General features: G+C 41.2%; 13 protein-coding genes, 1 tRNA gene, 1 rRNA gene, 1 other RNA gene and 2 pseudogenes. 15 read left to right on the top strand and 3 right to left on the bottom strand.

Annotation, left to right across the window (positions count from 1 at the left end; translation table 11 throughout):
* Nucleotides 1–18: 18 nt before the first annotated feature.
* Nucleotides 19–134, top strand: a 5S ribosomal RNA gene (gene rrf / locus CYK16_RS09340).
* A gap of 5 nt (nt 135–139) precedes the next feature.
* Nucleotides 140–213 (top strand) — tRNA-Asn (locus CYK16_RS09345).
* A gap of 88 nt (nt 214–301) precedes the next feature.
* Here the strand turns inward: CYK16_RS09345 and CYK16_RS09350 are convergent.
* A pseudogene (locus CYK16_RS09350) lies at nt 302–451 on the bottom strand (transposase); the annotation flags it as partial.
* Between the two features lie 543 nt (nt 452–994).
* On the opposite strand from CYK16_RS09350, the gene comW reads away from it, so the two are divergent.
* From comW to CYK16_RS10945, 11 genes and pseudogenes are all read left to right on the top strand, one after another.
* Complete coding sequence (comW, locus tag CYK16_RS09355) at nt 995–1,231, top strand: sigma(X)-activator ComW (RefSeq protein ID WP_060805346.1); 237 nt, start codon at nt 995–997, stop codon at nt 1,229–1,231.
* Between the two features lie 230 nt (nt 1,232–1,461).
* Nucleotides 1,462–2,748, top strand: a complete 1,287-nt coding sequence (locus CYK16_RS09360; protein ID WP_060805348.1) for an adenylosuccinate synthase — start codon at nt 1,462–1,464, stop codon at nt 2,746–2,748.
* Between the two features lie 199 nt (nt 2,749–2,947).
* Complete coding sequence (tadA, locus tag CYK16_RS09365) at nt 2,948–3,415, top strand: tRNA adenosine(34) deaminase TadA (RefSeq protein ID WP_001110110.1); 468 nt, start codon at nt 2,948–2,950, stop codon at nt 3,413–3,415.
* A 32-nt stretch (nt 3,416–3,447) separates the two neighbouring features.
* Nucleotides 3,448–3,546: signal recognition particle sRNA small type (gene ffs / locus CYK16_RS09370), an RNA gene on the top strand.
* A 55-nt stretch (nt 3,547–3,601) separates the two neighbouring features.
* Nucleotides 3,602–4,045 (top strand): dUTP diphosphatase, encoded by a 444-nt coding sequence (locus tag CYK16_RS09375; protein WP_060805345.1) that lies wholly within the window; start codon nt 3,602–3,604, stop codon nt 4,043–4,045.
* On the top strand, nt 4,005–4,562 hold the full coding sequence (locus tag CYK16_RS09380) for a histidine phosphatase family protein (protein WP_180948763.1): 558 nt from the start codon (nt 4,005–4,007) through the stop codon (nt 4,560–4,562). Before CYK16_RS09375 ends, CYK16_RS09380 begins: the two co-directional genes overlap by 41 nt.
* A 13-nt stretch (nt 4,563–4,575) precedes the next feature.
* Nucleotides 4,576–5,937 carry a DNA repair protein RadA gene (gene radA, locus CYK16_RS09385; protein ID WP_077804517.1) on the top strand — a complete coding sequence of 454 codons (1,362 nt, stop codon included), beginning with the start codon at nt 4,576–4,578 and terminating at the stop codon, nt 5,935–5,937.
* A gap of 72 nt (nt 5,938–6,009) precedes the next feature.
* Nucleotides 6,010–6,507, top strand: coding sequence for a beta-class carbonic anhydrase (locus CYK16_RS09390; RefSeq protein WP_004237611.1), 498 nt, complete (start codon nt 6,010–6,012; stop codon nt 6,505–6,507).
* A 24-nt stretch (nt 6,508–6,531) separates the two neighbouring features.
* Nucleotides 6,532–7,347, top strand: coding sequence for a PrsW family intramembrane metalloprotease (locus tag CYK16_RS09395; RefSeq protein WP_101776942.1), 816 nt, complete (start codon nt 6,532–6,534; stop codon nt 7,345–7,347).
* A gap of 145 nt (nt 7,348–7,492) precedes the next feature.
* A complete protein-coding gene (locus CYK16_RS09400) occupies nt 7,493–8,461 on the top strand; it encodes a ribose-phosphate diphosphokinase (RefSeq protein ID WP_033682853.1) in 969 nt (322 codons plus the stop codon).
* A 119-nt stretch (nt 8,462–8,580) separates the two neighbouring features.
* A pseudogene (locus tag CYK16_RS10945) lies at nt 8,581–9,426 on the top strand (Rpn family recombination-promoting nuclease/putative transposase).
* A gap of 367 nt (nt 9,427–9,793) precedes the next feature.
* Here the strand turns inward: CYK16_RS10945 and CYK16_RS09410 are convergent.
* The gene (locus tag CYK16_RS09410; RefSeq protein ID WP_101776943.1) at nt 9,794–10,960 is read right to left on the bottom strand and encodes an IS30 family transposase; all 1,167 of its coding nucleotides are present in this window, start codon (nt 10,958–10,960) and stop codon (nt 9,794–9,796) included.
* Between the two features lie 185 nt (nt 10,961–11,145).
* Here CYK16_RS09410 and polA point away from each other — a divergent pair, with 185 nt between their 5' ends.
* Entirely contained in the window at nt 11,146–13,779 is a 2,634-nt protein-coding gene (gene polA / locus CYK16_RS09415; RefSeq protein ID WP_060805832.1) for a DNA polymerase I, read from the top strand.
* 83 nt (nt 13,780–13,862) lie between these two features.
* Nucleotides 13,863–14,300 (top strand): CoA-binding protein, encoded by a 438-nt coding sequence (locus CYK16_RS09420; protein ID WP_000076477.1) that lies wholly within the window; start codon nt 13,863–13,865, stop codon nt 14,298–14,300.
* Between the two features lie 31 nt (nt 14,301–14,331).
* On the opposite strand, the gene CYK16_RS09425 is transcribed toward CYK16_RS09420, so the two are convergent.
* Nucleotides 14,332–15,342, bottom strand: a complete 1,011-nt coding sequence (locus CYK16_RS09425) for a YeiH family protein (RefSeq protein WP_060805831.1) — start codon at nt 15,340–15,342, stop codon at nt 14,332–14,334.
* Nucleotides 15,343–15,466 lie beyond the last annotated feature (124 nt).

The following is a 15,466-nucleotide window of genomic DNA, read 5'->3' on the forward strand; positions in this document are numbered from 1 at the left end:
AGTAGGTATTACTCAGAGTTAAGTGACGATAGCCTAGGAGATACACCTGTACCCATGCCGAACACAGAAGTTAAGCCCTAGAACGCCGGAAGTAGTTGGGGGTTGCCCCCTGTGAGATATGGAAGTCGCTTAGCTTTAATCCGCCATAGCTCAGTTGGTAGTAGCGCATGACTGTTAATCATGATGTCGTAGGTTCGAGTCCTACTGGCGGAGTAGTTAATTAAAGGAGGTTTTGACCTCTTTTTTTGTTATGTAATTAATAATCTAGGCTCTTTTTCAACTGTAGTGGGTTGAAGAAAAGCTAAGATCGAGAAAGGACACATTTTGCCCTTTCTTTTTTGATATTCAGAGCGATAAAAATCCTTTTTTTGAAGTTTTCAAAGTTCCGAAATCCAAAGGCATTTCGCTTGATAAGTTTAATGAGATTATTAGTCGCTTCTAATTTAGCGTTGTAAGTTGTAATATGAAGTCTCTTCAAAGTAGGTAGGAGTTGCATTTTGAACCACTTTACAAAGAGGTAGGGGGCGATTCCCGTTTCGTCAATATAGTAGATTGGAACTAGGATAGTATGTTACAACTTCTAAAAATATTTCTAGAAATTAATTTGACTTTCCTAATCGATTTGTTCATCTCTTATTTCACTCTACTAGATATGCATAGCTTTATTATAACATGCGCATTTTAAACTAAGCGACTATACAGACATTAAGCATACCATCAGCTATTATAGATAATGCAAGATTACATAGATTTGAATATCTGATAATGCGTTTTTCTTATTTTAAGATTTTTTCCTCAGTCTCTTTTAGTATTTAACGTAGTCAATAAGGTTTTTATCAAAGTCTAATTTAGGTAGTAAATTTATTTCTATTCTGTCAACTTTTCCTATTTTTTATCCTGTTGAGGTTGGTATTTTAACAATTCAGGAATTATTAATGATTAATTAAAATTTTTTGTTAGAATAAGATCATAAAAAGTAAAGGAGTGTATGCTTATGCTACAAAATATTTATAATCAGATGACTGATTTCTATGACAGTATCGAAGAAGAGTATGCTACTTTCTTTGATAATAGTTGGGAATGGGACCATTTTCATTTTAAATTTTTGATTTATTATTTAGTTCGATATGGTATCTGTTGTCGCAGAGATTTTATCGTTTACCATTATCGTGTTTCTTATCGTTTGTATCTTGAAAAATTGATAATGAAACAGGGTTTTGTTGCTTGTTGAGACAGTATGAGTTAATTTCCGAACAAATTTAACTTTTTGTGGGAAAATAATGATAAATAGTCGGAATTTTTTCTAAATCATTTTTTAATAGTTGGAAATAGCAAATCTTTCTATTGTTTCTTCTTGATAAAAAGGCGATTTTTTCTTATAATAAATTGTAAGATATAATTGCAGGTGAGAGTCCTGCCATGTATGTGAGAAAGGAAGAGCCTGAGGGCTCAGACAAAATTATGACTTCAGTTGTTGTTGTAGGTACCCAATGGGGTGATGAAGGTAAAGGGAAGATTACAGACTTCCTTTCAGCGAATGCAGAAGTGATTGCACGTTATCAAGGTGGTGATAATGCAGGTCACACGATTGTGATTGATGGTAAGAAATTTAAGTTGCACTTGATTCCATCTGGAATTTTCTTCCCTGAAAAAATCTCTGTTATTGGGAATGGTATGGTTGTAAATCCTAAATCTCTTGTGAAAGAGTTGAGCTATCTTCATGAGGAAGGCGTTACAACTGATAACTTGCGTATTTCTGATCGCGCGCATGTCATTTTGCCTTATCATATCGAGTTGGATCGCTTGCAAGAAGAAGCTAAGGGCGACAATAAGATTGGTACTACAATTAAGGGAATTGGTCCAGCTTATATGGACAAGGCTGCTCGTGTTGGGATTCGTATCGCAGATCTTTTGGATAAAGATATTTTTCGTGAGCGTTTAGAGCGTAACCTTGCTGAAAAGAATCGTTTTTTTGAAAAATTGTATGACAGTAAAGCGATTGATTTCGATGATATTTTTGAAGAATATTACGAATATGGTCAACAAATCAAGAAGTATGTGACAGACACATCTGTTATCTTGAATGATGCGCTTGATAATGGTAAACGTGTGCTTTTTGAAGGTGCACAAGGTGTTATGCTAGATATCGACCAAGGTACCTATCCATTTGTTACGTCTTCAAACCCTGTAGCTGGTGGTGTTACGATTGGTTCAGGTGTCGGGCCAAGCAAGATTGACAAGGTTGTAGGTGTATGTAAAGCTTATACGAGTCGTGTAGGAGATGGTCCTTTCCCAACTGAGTTGTTTGATGAAGTGGGAGAACGTATCCGTGAAGTAGGTCATGAATATGGTACAACAACTGGTCGTCCACGTCGTGTGGGTTGGTTTGATTCAGTTGTAATGCGTCATAGTCGTCGTGTTTCTGGTATTACTAATCTTTCATTGAACTCTATCGATGTTTTGAGTGGTTTAGATACTGTGAAAATCTGTGTGGCTTATGATCTTGATGGTCAACGTATTGACTACTATCCAGCTAGTCTTGAGCAATTGAAACGTTGCAAGCCTATCTATGAAGAGTTGCCAGGTTGGTCAGAAGATATTACCGGAGTTCGTAATTTGGAAGATCTTCCTGAGAATGCGCGTAACTATGTTCGTCGTGTGAGTGAATTGGTTGGCGTTCGTATTTCTACTTTCTCAGTAGGTCCTGGTCGTGAACAAACAAATATTTTAGAAAGTGTTTGGTCCTAAGAGATTTTTAAGATTTGTTTAAGATAGGTAGGGTATACTATAGACAGTTACAAGAAGACCTCCTAACTTGTTGTAACAAATATCCTAAACTTTTCTTTTTCATAATAATCTCCCTATAAAGTCACCGCATTCGGTGGCTTTTTTTGTCTTGGGATTCATGATATAATAATAAAATCGATAAGTAGGAAAAGGGAAATTGATGAATTATACAGTTGAAGAAAAAGAAGTCTTTATGAGGGAAGCTTTGAGAGAGGCTGAGATTGCTCTTGAACACGATGAAATTCCAATTGGTTGTGTGATTGTCAAGGACGGAGAAATCATTGGTCGTGGGCATAATGCACGTGAGGAGTTGCAGCGAGCGGTTATGCATGCGGAGATTATGGCCATAGAGAATGCGAACCTGAGTGAGGAGAGCTGGCGCTTGCTTGATTGTACGCTTTTTGTGACCATTGAGCCGTGTGTCATGTGTAGTGGGGCGATTGGACTCGCCCGTATTCCAAACGTGGTCTATGGGGCTAAAAACCAGAAATTTGGCGCTGCTGGGAGTTTGTACGATATCTTGACAGATGAGCGTCTCAATCATCGTGTGGATGTTGAAACGGGAATTTTGGAAGATGAATGCGCAGCTATTATGCAGGACTTTTTTAGAAATAGACGGAAAAAATAATTTTGCTTTTAAAATGAATAGGAATGTGATATAATTAATAATGGAGCAACAGTTCTGCGTGAAGCGGGTCAGGGGAGGAATCCAGCAGCCCTAAGCGATTTGAATTGTGTGCTCTTTTTTTCGTGCTTTTTCCGAATAAATAAGATAGAATAATCTAGAATAAATGATAATAGAAAAGAGAAGATGATGAAAATTCGTGGTTTTGAATTGGTTTCGACTTTTACAGATGAAAATTTATTGCCGAAGCGTGAGACGGCGCATGCGGCTGGTTACGACTTAAAGGTTGCTGTGCGTACGGTTATTGCGCCAGGAGAGATTGTCTTGGTTCCGACAGGGGTTAAGGCTTATATGCAGCCGACTGAGGTTCTTTACCTTTATGATCGTTCTTCAAATCCTCGTAAGAAGGGTCTGGTCTTGATTAACTCGGTTGGTGTCATTGATGGGGATTATTATGGAAATCCTGGAAATGAAGGGCATATTTTTGCGCAGATGAAGAATATCACAGACCAAGAAGTGATTCTCAAAGTTGGGGAACGTGTGGTCCAGGCTGTCTTTGCTCCTTTCTTAATTGCAGATGGAGATGCGGCTGATGGCGTTCGAACTGGTGGATTTGGTTCAACAGGGCACTAGAATGAAGATTATCTTTGTACGTCACGGGGAGCCAGATTACCGTGAGTTAGAGGAGCGTTCTTATACGGGTTTTGGGATAGATTTGGCGCCCTTGTCTGAGAAGGGACGGCAGCAGGCTCAGGAACTGAGCAAAAATTCTTTACTCTCGTCAGCTGAAATAATCGTATCTTCTGCAGTCACAAGAGCTTTAGAAACGGCTTCTTATGTAGTTTGTACTACGGGACTTCCTTTGAGAGTAGAGCCATTATTGCATGAATGGCAGGTCTATGAAAGTGGCACAGATAATTTTGAAAAAGCTCGTACTATGTTTCTAGAAAATAAGGGGGAATTACTTCCTAATAGTCCTATTCAATATGAGACAGCTGCGGAGATGAAGTCTCGGTTTCTAGAATGTATGTCTAAGTATCGAGAACATCAGACTGTGGTAGTTGTTGCTCATCGAATGCTCATGCGTCAGTTTGTGCCAAATGAGAAGATTGATTTTTGCCAAGTGATTGAGTGTGAGTTAGAAATATAGAAAGAGGTTTATTATCGCAAAGAAAAAAGCGACATTTGTATGTCAAAATTGTGGCTATAATTCCCCTAAATATCTGGGGCGTTGTCCCAACTGTGGGTCTTGGTCTTCTTTTGTAGAAGAGGTTGAGGTTGCCGAGGTCAAGAATGCGCGTGTGTCCTTGACAGGTGAGAAAACCAAGCCCATGAAACTGGCTGAGGTGACGTCAATCAACGTCAATCGAACCAAGACGGAGATGGAGGAATTTAACCGTGTACTTGGAGGCGGAGTGGTACCAGGAAGTCTCGTACTCATAGGTGGGGATCCTGGGATTGGGAAGTCAACGCTTCTCCTACAAGTCTCAACCCAGTTGTCCCAAGTGGGGACAGTTCTCTATGTCAGTGGGGAGGAGTCTGCCCAGCAAATTAAGCTACGAGCAGAGCGCTTGGGAGATATTGATAGCGAGTTTTATCTCTATGCAGAGACCAATATGCAGAGTGTTCGCGCAGAGGTAGAAAGAATTCAGCCAGACTTTCTCATCATCGACTCCATTCAAACCATCATGTCTCCTGAGATTTCAGGGGTACAGGGATCTGTTTCTCAAGTGCGTGAGGTAACCGCTGAGCTTATGCAGTTGGCTAAGACCAACAATATTGCTATTTTTATCGTAGGCCATGTGACCAAGGAAGGAACCTTAGCTGGGCCGAGAATGTTGGAGCATATGGTGGATACAGTGCTTTACTTTGAAGGAGAGCGCCACCATACCTTTCGTATTTTGAGAGCGGTCAAAAACCGTTTTGGCTCCACTAATGAGATTGGGATTTTTGAGATGCAGTCAGGCGGATTGGTTGAGGTACTCAATCCGAGTCAAGTTTTCCTAGAAGAGCGTTTGGATGGGGCGACTGGTTCATCAATCGTTGTGACCATGGAAGGGACGCGTCCGATTTTGGCGGAGGTTCAGGCTTTGGTGACACCTACCATGTTTGGAAATGCCAAGCGTACTACGACAGGACTTGATTTTAATCGTGCTAGCTTGATTATGGCTGTTTTGGAAAAACGGGCAGGTCTTCTCTTGCAAAATCAGGATGCTTATCTTAAATCTGCTGGCGGTGTCAAATTGGATGAACCTGCGATAGACTTGGCCGTTGCGGTTGCCATTGCTTCGAGCTATAAAGACAAGCCAACTAATCCTCAGGAATGTTTTGTAGGAGAACTTGGCTTGACGGGAGAGATTCGGCGCGTGAATCGTATTGAGCAGCGCATCAATGAAGCTGCTAAACTGGGTTTTACTAAGATTTATGTACCTAAGAATTCCTTGACAGGAATCACTCCGCCTAAGGAAATTCAGGTTATTGGAGTGACAACGATTCAGGAAGTTTTGAAAAAGGTCTTTGCATAATCCGTGACAAATCTTCTTAAAAATGATAAGATAGGAGAAATATTTGACTATCAAATTTTCGAGGAGGGAATCGTGTCGTATTTTGAACAGTTTATGCAAGCCAATCAGGCTTATGTTGCCCTACATGGGCAGTTAAATCTGCCACTTAAACCCAAAACTAGAGTAGCCATTGTGACCTGTATGGACTCACGTCTGCACGTTGCTCAAGCTTTGGGATTAGCACTTGGGGATGCTCATATCTTGCGGAATGCAGGTGGTCGAGTGACAGAAGACATGATTCGTTCGCTAGTTATTTCCCAGCAACAAATGGGGACAAGAGAGATTGTGGTATTGCACCATACAGACTGTGGTGCTCAGACCTTTGAAAATGGTCCTTTTCAGGAGTATTTAAAAGAGGAACTAGGTGTCGATGTGTCAGATCAGGACTTTTTGCCCTTCCAGGATATAGAGGAGAGTGTACGCGAGGATATGCAACTCCTTATCGAGTCTCCCCTAATACCAGATGATGTCATTATTTCTGGTGCTATTTACGATGTGGATACAGGAAGTATGACAGTCGTAGAATTGTAAATACTTTATTTAGAAAGAAAGTGTATGAAGAAAAACAGTATTTTATTTATTTTTATTTTATTGCTATGTATTGGTTTGCAGTATGAAACTATCTACTATACGGACGGTTCGATGTCAGCTGCGGAATATGGACTAATGGGAGTTTCTATCTTTCTAGCTCTCTTTTACATGATTCCGGCTCTTTATTTCCTTTTCCGTTTTGGGAAAAAATGGGAATTGCCAAAGAAGGCCTTGATTCTGTCTTTATTGGGAGGGATGTTCTTCTCAGGATGGTTGTCTAGTTTTGCTAATACCTATATCTATGATTTGCTGGGGGTTCTTTTCCCAGATAGTGCATTTTTAAATGCCTTTGAAAGTGCGATTGTGGCTCCTTTGGTAGAAGAACCCTTGAAATTATTGCCACTTGTCTTTGTTTTAGCTTTGATTCCTGTGCGAAAATTAAAATCTTTGTTTTTACTAGGGATTGCTTCTGGTTTGGGATTCCAAATGATTGAGGATATTGGCTACATTCGTACGGATTTACCAGAGGGTTTTGACTTTACTATTTCGCGAATTTTAGAGCGTATCATCTCAGGAATTGCCTCTCACTGGACTTTTTCAGGTTTGGCTGTAGTAGGTGTTTACTTGCTTTACAGAGCCTATAAAGGGCAGAAGGTTGGCAAGAAACAGGGGTTTATTTTCCTAGGTTTAGCCTTGGGAACTCACTTCTTATTTAACTCTCCTTTTGTTGAATTGGAGACAGAGTTGCCTTTAGCGATTCCAGTGGTTACGGCTATTACTCTTTATGGTTTTTATCAGGCTTATCGCTTTGTTGAGAAGCACAATGAGTTGATGAACTAGAATATTTTTCAAAAGAATGATGCAAGGGTACAAATATGGTGCCCTTCTTTTATTTTTGATTGAAAAATAGTGCAAAAAGCGCTACAATGGTAGATGGAAAAATCTTGTGAAAAGCACAAGCGATACATATATACCGGAGGAAATCATGTCTTTTTCTGATTTAAAGCTGTTTGCCCTTTCTTCTAATCAAGAATTGGCAAAACGTGTGGCGCAGGAGATTGGGATAGAGTTGGGGAAATCAAGTGTTCGTCAATTTTCAGATGGAGAGATTCAGGTCAACATTGAAGAATCAATCCGTGGGAAACACGTCTTTATCCTACAATCAACTAGTTCGCCTGTAAATGACAATCTGCTTGAAATTTTGATTATGGTAGATGCTTTGAAGCGTGCGAGTGCAGAATCTGTCAATGTTGTTATGCCTTACTATGGGTATGCACGTCAGGATAGAAAGGCGAGAGCGCGTGAGCCAATCACTTCAAAACTTGTCGCAAATATGCTTGAAGTAGCTGGAGTAGATCGTTTATTGACCATCGACTTGCATGCTGCGCAGATTCAAGGGTTCTTTGATATTCCTGTGGATCATTTGATGGGAGCTCCTCTGATTGCGGATTATTTTGAGCGTCGTGGCATGGTTGGTTCTGACTATGTGGTTGTCAGCCCAGACCATGGAGGGGTGACTCGTGCTCGTAAGTTGGCAGAGTTTTTGAAAACATCTATCGCTATCATTGATAAACGTCGTAGCGTTGATAAGATGAATACTAGTGAAGTCATGAACATCATCGGTAAGGTCGAAGGCAAGACTTGTATCTTGATTGATGATATGATTGATACAGCTGGAACGATTTGTCACGCTGCAGATGCCCTTGCAGAAGCTGGTGCTGTTGAAGTCTATGCAAGCTGTACGCACCCAGTTCTATCTGGTCCTGCTATGGACAATATCCAAAAATCAGCTATTAAGAAATTGGTTGTGTTGGATACCATCTATCTGCCAGAAGAGCGTTTGATTGATAAGATTGAGCAGATTTCAATCGCTCATCTTTTGGGAGATGCTATCGTGCGTATTCATGAAAAACGCCCACTTTCTCCACTTTTCAGTATTGAGAAAAAGATTTAATGACCAAGCCTGAGATAATTCTCAGGTTTTTTTTCGTCTCTTTTCCGAATAAATAGATAGTAACAGTGAATCTAGGAAACCTAGATTTAAAACTGTGGTATAATAAAAGGAGGAAAAGGATGATTTTAAGACATCCGGGCATCAGCCCAACCAATGATTTGGTTGCTAAGAAAATCTTTAGTAATCCGGAAATCACTTGTCAATTTATTCGCGATATGCTGGATTTACCAGCAAAAAATGTGACCATTTTGGAGGGAAGTAATATTCATGTCTTGCCTTCTCTACCCTATTCAGCACAAGATTTCTATACAAGTATTGATGTCTTGGCGGAGTTGGACAATGGCACTCAGGTAATTATTGAGATTCAAGTTCATCATCAGAATTTTTCATCAATCGCCTGTGGGCTTACCTGTGCAGTCAGGTCAATCAAAATCTAGAAAAAATTTGCCAGCAAGAAGGAAATACTCATCAGAGTTACAAACACATCGCACCAGTATACGCTATCGCCATTGTGGATAGCAATTACTTCTCAGATGATTTGGCTTTTCATAGCTTTAGTATGCGAGAGGACACGACAGGTGAGATCTTAACCATCACAAACAACGGTCAGGAAAACCATCTAGTCAAGATGGCGTTCTTAGAACTAAAAAAATATAGAGAAACCAGCAAGGATAGCGTTCGCAAACCGTGGTTGGAGTTTTTCGGGAACAAACCCTTTACCCAGCAACCCGAGCGAGCCATCAGCCAAGCAGACCAACTACTTGGTCTGAGGATGACAGGAAGATGTTTAGTCAACTACGTATGCGCGAAGAACAAGCCTTGTTAGCACAGAACTATGCCTTGGAACGAGCTGAAGAAAAAGGCTTAGAACGTGGTCGTCCAGATGGTATTGAAGAGGAGTAAAAGTAGGTTTAGCAAATCTAGTTCGTCAAGTCCTTCTGACTTCAGATGTTGCCAGCTGGTAATGATTCGAATAGTCGGAAATATAAAGGATTATTGTTCGTTTGATTGAAATAAGTTAGCTTTTATAAGTTATTAGAGTTCAACATTTAAAGTTTGTACTATTTTCTCCAATATTTTGGTAAATTCCCAAACTAACTTCCACCGTTAATCCAAGTGGAAGTTAGTCTGATAAAGATCCTAAAAACCAGTGGAAATCCGTGTCAGGGTAAGTTCCATTGGTTTTACTAATGCTTGATTTTATTGCTTTTGTAACCAAAATGAATCGAAAAAAAGAGCGCACAAAATCCCCTCATCTGAAAGCGTTTCAGATTAAGTTCCGCTATGGTGGAAGTTAGTGTGAGACGTTTGAATGCGGTTAAAGGTTAGCCTTTAGAACTTATGTTGGAGTAATGTAGACGACTGACAGACGTCTTCTGCAGGTATTTTAGAAATGCCGAGAAGTTTAGGAATTTCTTCTCCATAGGTAAATGCAAAGAGCTCATAGGCTGACTTTCCATTCAAAGCAGCACGTTTGACGCTGTTGATATGAGAACAAACGAGATTGATGTCCTCTTGAGTTAAGTTGTCAAAGGAAGTTCCCTTAGGTAGAATGTCGCGAATCAGTGTGTGATTTTTCTCAATTCTCCCTTTCTGGTCAGAGCGATTAGGGTCACAAAAGAAGAGTTTACACTCTCCTCGCACATCCATTTCGATATCATCGACCCTGGCAAACTCTCTACCATTATCTGTCAGGATGACAGGGAAGAGTTGGAAGAAATCTTTGTCAGCTTGGTGAAGAGTGTTCTTGATGTCATAGAGGTGTTTGGTAACCTCAAGGGCAGTTTTATTATCCAGAAGCCTAGCGAAGATAAAGTTACAGAAAGATAAATTGAAGGTGAGTAGGACTTTACCTCCCATTCTGCCCATAACCGTATCCATTTCCAGCCAAGAGTCTAGTTGATTCAGTGATAAATAATTTAGGAAATCTTCATAGGAACGTCCTTTTTTAGCTTCTTTAGGGATGGAAGGTAGTTTACTTTTCCGTCTTTCTTTGAATTTAACGGCTCTGGCTAGGTCAATAGGAGCGATAGATAGGTATCCTTTTCGGATGTGCCGATAGACGGTTGAGGAGCTGACATCAAGGTTATGAGTTTTGAGGATATGATAGATGTGTTGTACCTTTTTAACCCCATCAGAAATGACTTTGTCCATTTCCCAGAAGGTCTTGGAATTGAGGGGAGTTCCTTCACGAGCTTCGACAAGAGTTTGTTCGTATTGTTTTTGAGCTTGTTTAGCGAGGTAGAAGATCTTTTTATAGCCACAATTCTGTCTTCTTTTAGGGCATCCATTACAGACAAAGGGAGCTTTGTCGAGTAGAGGGCAAGGAAGGTTATCGCATGTAGACTCTCGGACTTGTCTGTTTCGTTTGACTTCTTTGGAAACAGTAGTTGGGTCTTTTAGAATGGATTGTCCGATAGCTTTGAAGGTTTCACCGCGCTCTAAGCCTAGTTGGATATCATTACGGTCTGAAAGGGTAAGGTGTTTATGTTTTGTCATAGTAGACCTCATTTCTAACTCAAACGTCTCATACTTAATTCCACCATAAAAATCCGTTTTAGACTAATTTCCACTTTGGTTAGGCAAGTGGAAGTTACTTTGAGAAGTTACCCCAAAAGTTTGAAAAATATTGGGTTTGGCTCTTCCTAATGGTATTTTTCCCTGCTTTCCTTTATAATGGGTGTATGGATAAGAAAAAATTATTATTGATTGATGGGTCTTCTGTTGCTTTTCGGGCGTTTTTTGCGCTCTATCAACAGTTGGACCGTTTTAAGAATGCGGCTGGTTTTCATACCAATGCCATTTATGGCTTTCAGTTGATGTTAAGTCATTTATTGGAACGGATTGAGCCTAGTCATATTTTGGTGGCTTTTGATGCGGGAAAGACGACCTTCCGTACAGAGATGTATGCGGACTATAAGGGTGGTCGAGCTAAGACTCCTGATGAGTTTCGTGAGCAATTTCCTTTCATTCGTGAGTTGCTGGATCATATGGGAATTCGCCATTATGAGTTGGCTCAGTATGAGGCGGATGACATCATTGGGACGCTGGATAAGTTAGCTGAGCAGGATGGTTTTGATATTACCATTGTCAGTGGGGACAAGGACTTGATTCAGCTGACGGATGAGCATACGGTGGTTGAAATTTCCAAGAAAGGTGTGGCTGAGTTTGAGGCCTTTACGCCAGAATATCTTATGGAAAAGATGGGCATTACACCGACGCAGTTTATTGATCTCAAGGCGCTTATGGGTGATAAGTCGGATAATATCCCTGGGGTGACCAAAATCGGTGAAAAGACGGGTATCAAGCTCTTGCTGGAGCATGGCTCACTCGAGGGGATTTATGAGAATATCGATGGGATGAAGGCTTCTAAGATGAAGGAAAATCTTATCAATGATAAGGAACAGGCCTTTTTGTCTAAAACACTGGCGACCATTGATACCAAGGCACCGATTGAGATTGGTTTGAAGGATTTGGTCTATAGTGGTCCAGATGTGGAAAATCTTGGAAAATTCTACGATGAGATGGGCTTCAAACAGCTCAAGCAGGCTTTAAATGTGTCGTCAGCTGATGTGACTGAGAGTTTGGATTTTACTATTGTTAACCAAGTCAGTCAAGATATGCTGAGTGAAGAGTCTATCTTCCATTTTGAGCTTTTTGGTGAGAATTACCATACGGATGATTTGGTTGGTTTTGCTTGGTCTTGTGGAGATAAGCTCTATGCCACAGACAAGCTTGAGCTTTTGCAAGAGCCGATTTTCAAGGACTTTTTAGAAAAAACATCTCTGAGAGTTTATGACTTTAAGAAGGCTAAAGTTCTCTTGAATCGTTTTGGTGTGGATTTGCAGGCTCCTGCCTTTGATAGCCGTTTGGCTAAATACCTCCTTTCGACTGTGGAGGACAATGAAATTGCGACTATTGCTAGTCTTTATGGTCAGACTTATTTGGTCGATGATGAGACTTTCTATGGTAAGGGGGTCAAGAGAGCCATTCCTGAACGCGAGAAATTCTTGGAACACTTGGCTCGTAAGCTTGCTGTTTTGGTTGAAACAGAGCCTGTTTTGCTTGAAAAACTCAGCGAAAATGGACAATCAGAGCTTCTTTATGATATGGAGCAACCTCTGGCTTTTGTCCTTGCCAAGATGGAAATTGCTGGGATTAAGGTTAAAAAAGAGACCTTGCTTGAAATGCAGGCTGAAAATGAGCTTGTCATTGAAAAACTCACTCAAGAGATTTACGAACTGGCTGGTGAGGAGTTTAATATCAACTCGCCTAAGCAGTTGGGCGTACTTCTCTTTGAAAAATTGGGACTTCCTCTAGAATACACTAAGAAAACCAAGACAGGTTATTCGACAGCGGTGGATGTCTTGGAGCGTTTGGCTCCTATTGCTCCGATTGTTAAGAAAATCCTTGACTACCGTCAGATTGCCAAGATTCAATCCACTTATGTAATTGGCTTGCAGGACTGGATTTTGGCTGATGGCAAGATTCATACTCGCTATGTGCAGGATTTGACCCAGACTGGGCGTCTGTCTAGTGTGGATCCAAACCTGCAAAATATTCCTGTGCGTTTGGATCAAGGGCGTCTCATTCGTAAGGCTTTTGTGCCTGAGTGGGAGGATAGTGTCCTGCTCAGCTCCGACTATTCACAGATTGAATTGCGCGTTTTGGCGCATATCTCTAAGGATGAGTACTTGATTAAGGCCTTCCAAGAGGGGGCAGATATCCATACTTCGACAGCCATGCGGGTCTTTGGCATTGAGCGTCCTGAGGATGTGACTGCAAACGACCGTCGCAATGCCAAGGCGGTTAACTTTGGAGTGGTTTACGGGATTTCAGATTTTGGTTTGTCTAATAATTTAGGCATTAGCCGTAAGGAAGCCAAAGCCTATATTGATACCTACTTTGAACGCTTCCCAGGTATTAAAAACTACATGGATGAAGTAGTGCGTGAGGCGCGTGATAAGGGCTATGTGGAGACACTTTTCAAGCGTCGTCGTGAGTTGCCAGATATCAATTCGCGCAACTTCAATATTCGTGGTTTTGCCGAGCGGACAGCCATCAACTCTCCTATCCAGGGGTCGGCGGCAGATATTCTCAAGATTGCTATGATCCAGCTAGACAAGGCTCTAGTTGCAGGCGACTATCAGACCAAGATGCTTCTGCAAGTGCACGATGAAATCGTCCTTGAAGTTCCTAAATCAGAACTGGCAGAGATGAAAAAATTGGTCAAACAAACCATGGAAGAAGCCATTCAACTCAGTGTTCCCCTTATTGCAGATGAAAATGAAGGGGCAACCTGGTATGAGGCTAAATAAAAAGGGGCTAGTCCTCCTTTTTTGTAGTAGAATTATGCAAGCCTTTTCAAATTGTGCTATACTGATGAAAAAGGAGGATTTCTATGAGTCAAGAATTTATCAATCCAAGTGATGGCGTGATTCGTCAGTATCTCGCAACGAGTAAAACCCTTGCTGTTGTGGGTTTGTCAGACCGTGAGGAAACAACCAGCAATCGAGTGACTAAGGAAATGCAGGCTCGGGGTTATAAAATTATCCCAGTCAATCCCAAGGCGGCAGGTGGAGAAATCTTGGGTGAAAAGGCTTATGCTAGTCTCGCTGAGATTCCTTTTCCTGTAGATATTGTCAATGTTTACCGTCGCAGTGAATTTTTGCCAGATGTGGCGCGTGATTTTCTTAAGGCTGATGCCAAGATTTTTTGGGCACAGCTAGGACTTGAAAGTTTAGAAGCGGAAGAAATCTTGCGTGCTGGTGGATGTGATGACATCGTGATGAATCGCTGCATTAAGAGAGAACATACCCGCTTGATTGAGGAAGCATAAGAAAAAGGTAGCTGATGGGCTACCTTTTGTATTAGAAAATGCCGATAAGGGTCTGCATACCAAGACTAGTGAGGATGATGGCAATCCAGCAAATAGCTCCGAGAACAATGGATTTTCCACTGGATTTGACCATAGCTACTAAATTGGTTTTGAGACCGATAGCACTCATGGCCATGATAATAAGGAATTTAGAGAGTTGTTTGAGAGGGGTAAAGAAATTACTGGACACACCGAGAGAGGTGAGTAGTGTAGTGAGGAGAGAGGCAAGGATGAAGTAAAGGATAAAAAGTGGGAAGACTTTTTTCAGTTGCAATCCTTGCTTATTTTTTTGCTCGCGACTTTGCCAGTAGGAGAGAAAGAGAGTGATGGGGATGATAGCTAGGGTGCGCGTGAGTTTGACAATGGTTGCGGATTCGAGGGTATTAGTCTGGTAGAGACTGTCCCAGGCGCTGGCTGTGGCGGTTACAGAGGAAGTGTCATTGACCGCTGTTCCTGCAAAGAGGGCGAAGCCGTCATTGGATAGATGAAGCCAGGTGCCGAGGGTTGGAAAGATAAGTGCAGCCAAAACATTGAAGAAAAAGATAACGGAGATGGCTTGGGCTACTTCCTTTTCCTTGGCGTGGATAACAGGCGCTGTCGCTGCAATGGCAGATCCCCCACAGATAGAAGAACCCACTCCAATCAAGGTAGCCAGTTTTGTATCCAGTGCAAAGAAGCGCTGGAAGAGGTAGGCAACAATTAAGGCTATTGAAATGGTGGACAGGATGACAGGAAGTGAAGATTGTCCGACTGCGAAGACTTGAGAGATGTTGAGACCAAAACCAAGCAAGATAACGGCATACTGGAGCAATTTTTTAGAACTAAAGGTCAATCCAGCATCCAGTTGTTTATAGGGTGAGAGGAAGGGATGGAGAAGCATGCCTATGAAAATGGCAAAAACGGGCGCGCCAATCACAGGGAAGAATCCGCCCAGATACCAAGCAAGTAGTGAAATCAGAAGGCAGGCCAAGGTGCCTGCTCCATTTTTTGATAGAAATGACATAAAAACCTCCAAATAGAATCTGTTACCATTATAGACCTGTAAATAGGAAAAGTAAAATAGAAAGTGGAAAGCTATTCTATCATGTATTTTTGCGGTCGGGGGGCTTTTATAGTATAATAGAGAT

The sequence above is a fragment of the Streptococcus oralis subsp. dentisani genome (assembly GCF_002860905.1).
GTDB lineage: Bacteria > Bacillota > Bacilli > Lactobacillales > Streptococcaceae > Streptococcus > Streptococcus oralis_BA.

Coding starts and splice junctions, on each gene's coding strand:
- CYK16_RS09395 (WP_101776942.1), top strand. CDS start 6,532: ATGAAGAAAAACAGTATTTTATTTATTTTTATTTTATTGCTATGTATT.
- CYK16_RS09420 (WP_000076477.1), top strand. CDS start 13,863: ATGAGTCAAGAATTTATCAATCCAAGTGATGGCGTGATTCGTCAGTAT.
- CYK16_RS09375 (WP_060805345.1), top strand. CDS start 3,602: ATGAAAATTCGTGGTTTTGAATTGGTTTCGACTTTTACAGATGAAAAT.
- comW (WP_060805346.1), top strand. CDS start 995: ATGCTACAAAATATTTATAATCAGATGACTGATTTCTATGACAGTATC.
- CYK16_RS09380 (WP_180948763.1), top strand. CDS start 4,005: ATGGCGTTCGAACTGGTGGATTTGGTTCAACAGGGCACTAGAATGAAG.
- CYK16_RS09360 (WP_060805348.1), top strand. CDS start 1,462: ATGACTTCAGTTGTTGTTGTAGGTACCCAATGGGGTGATGAAGGTAAA.
- polA (WP_060805832.1), top strand. CDS start 11,146: ATGGATAAGAAAAAATTATTATTGATTGATGGGTCTTCTGTTGCTTTT.
- CYK16_RS09425 (WP_060805831.1), bottom strand. CDS start 15,342: ATGTCATTTCTATCAAAAAATGGAGCAGGCACCTTGGCCTGCCTTCTG.
- CYK16_RS09410 (WP_101776943.1), bottom strand. CDS start 10,960: ATGACAAAACATAAACACCTTACCCTTTCAGACCGTAATGATATCCAA.
- tadA (WP_001110110.1), top strand. CDS start 2,948: ATGAATTATACAGTTGAAGAAAAAGAAGTCTTTATGAGGGAAGCTTTG.
- CYK16_RS09400 (WP_033682853.1), top strand. CDS start 7,493: ATGTCTTTTTCTGATTTAAAGCTGTTTGCCCTTTCTTCTAATCAAGAA.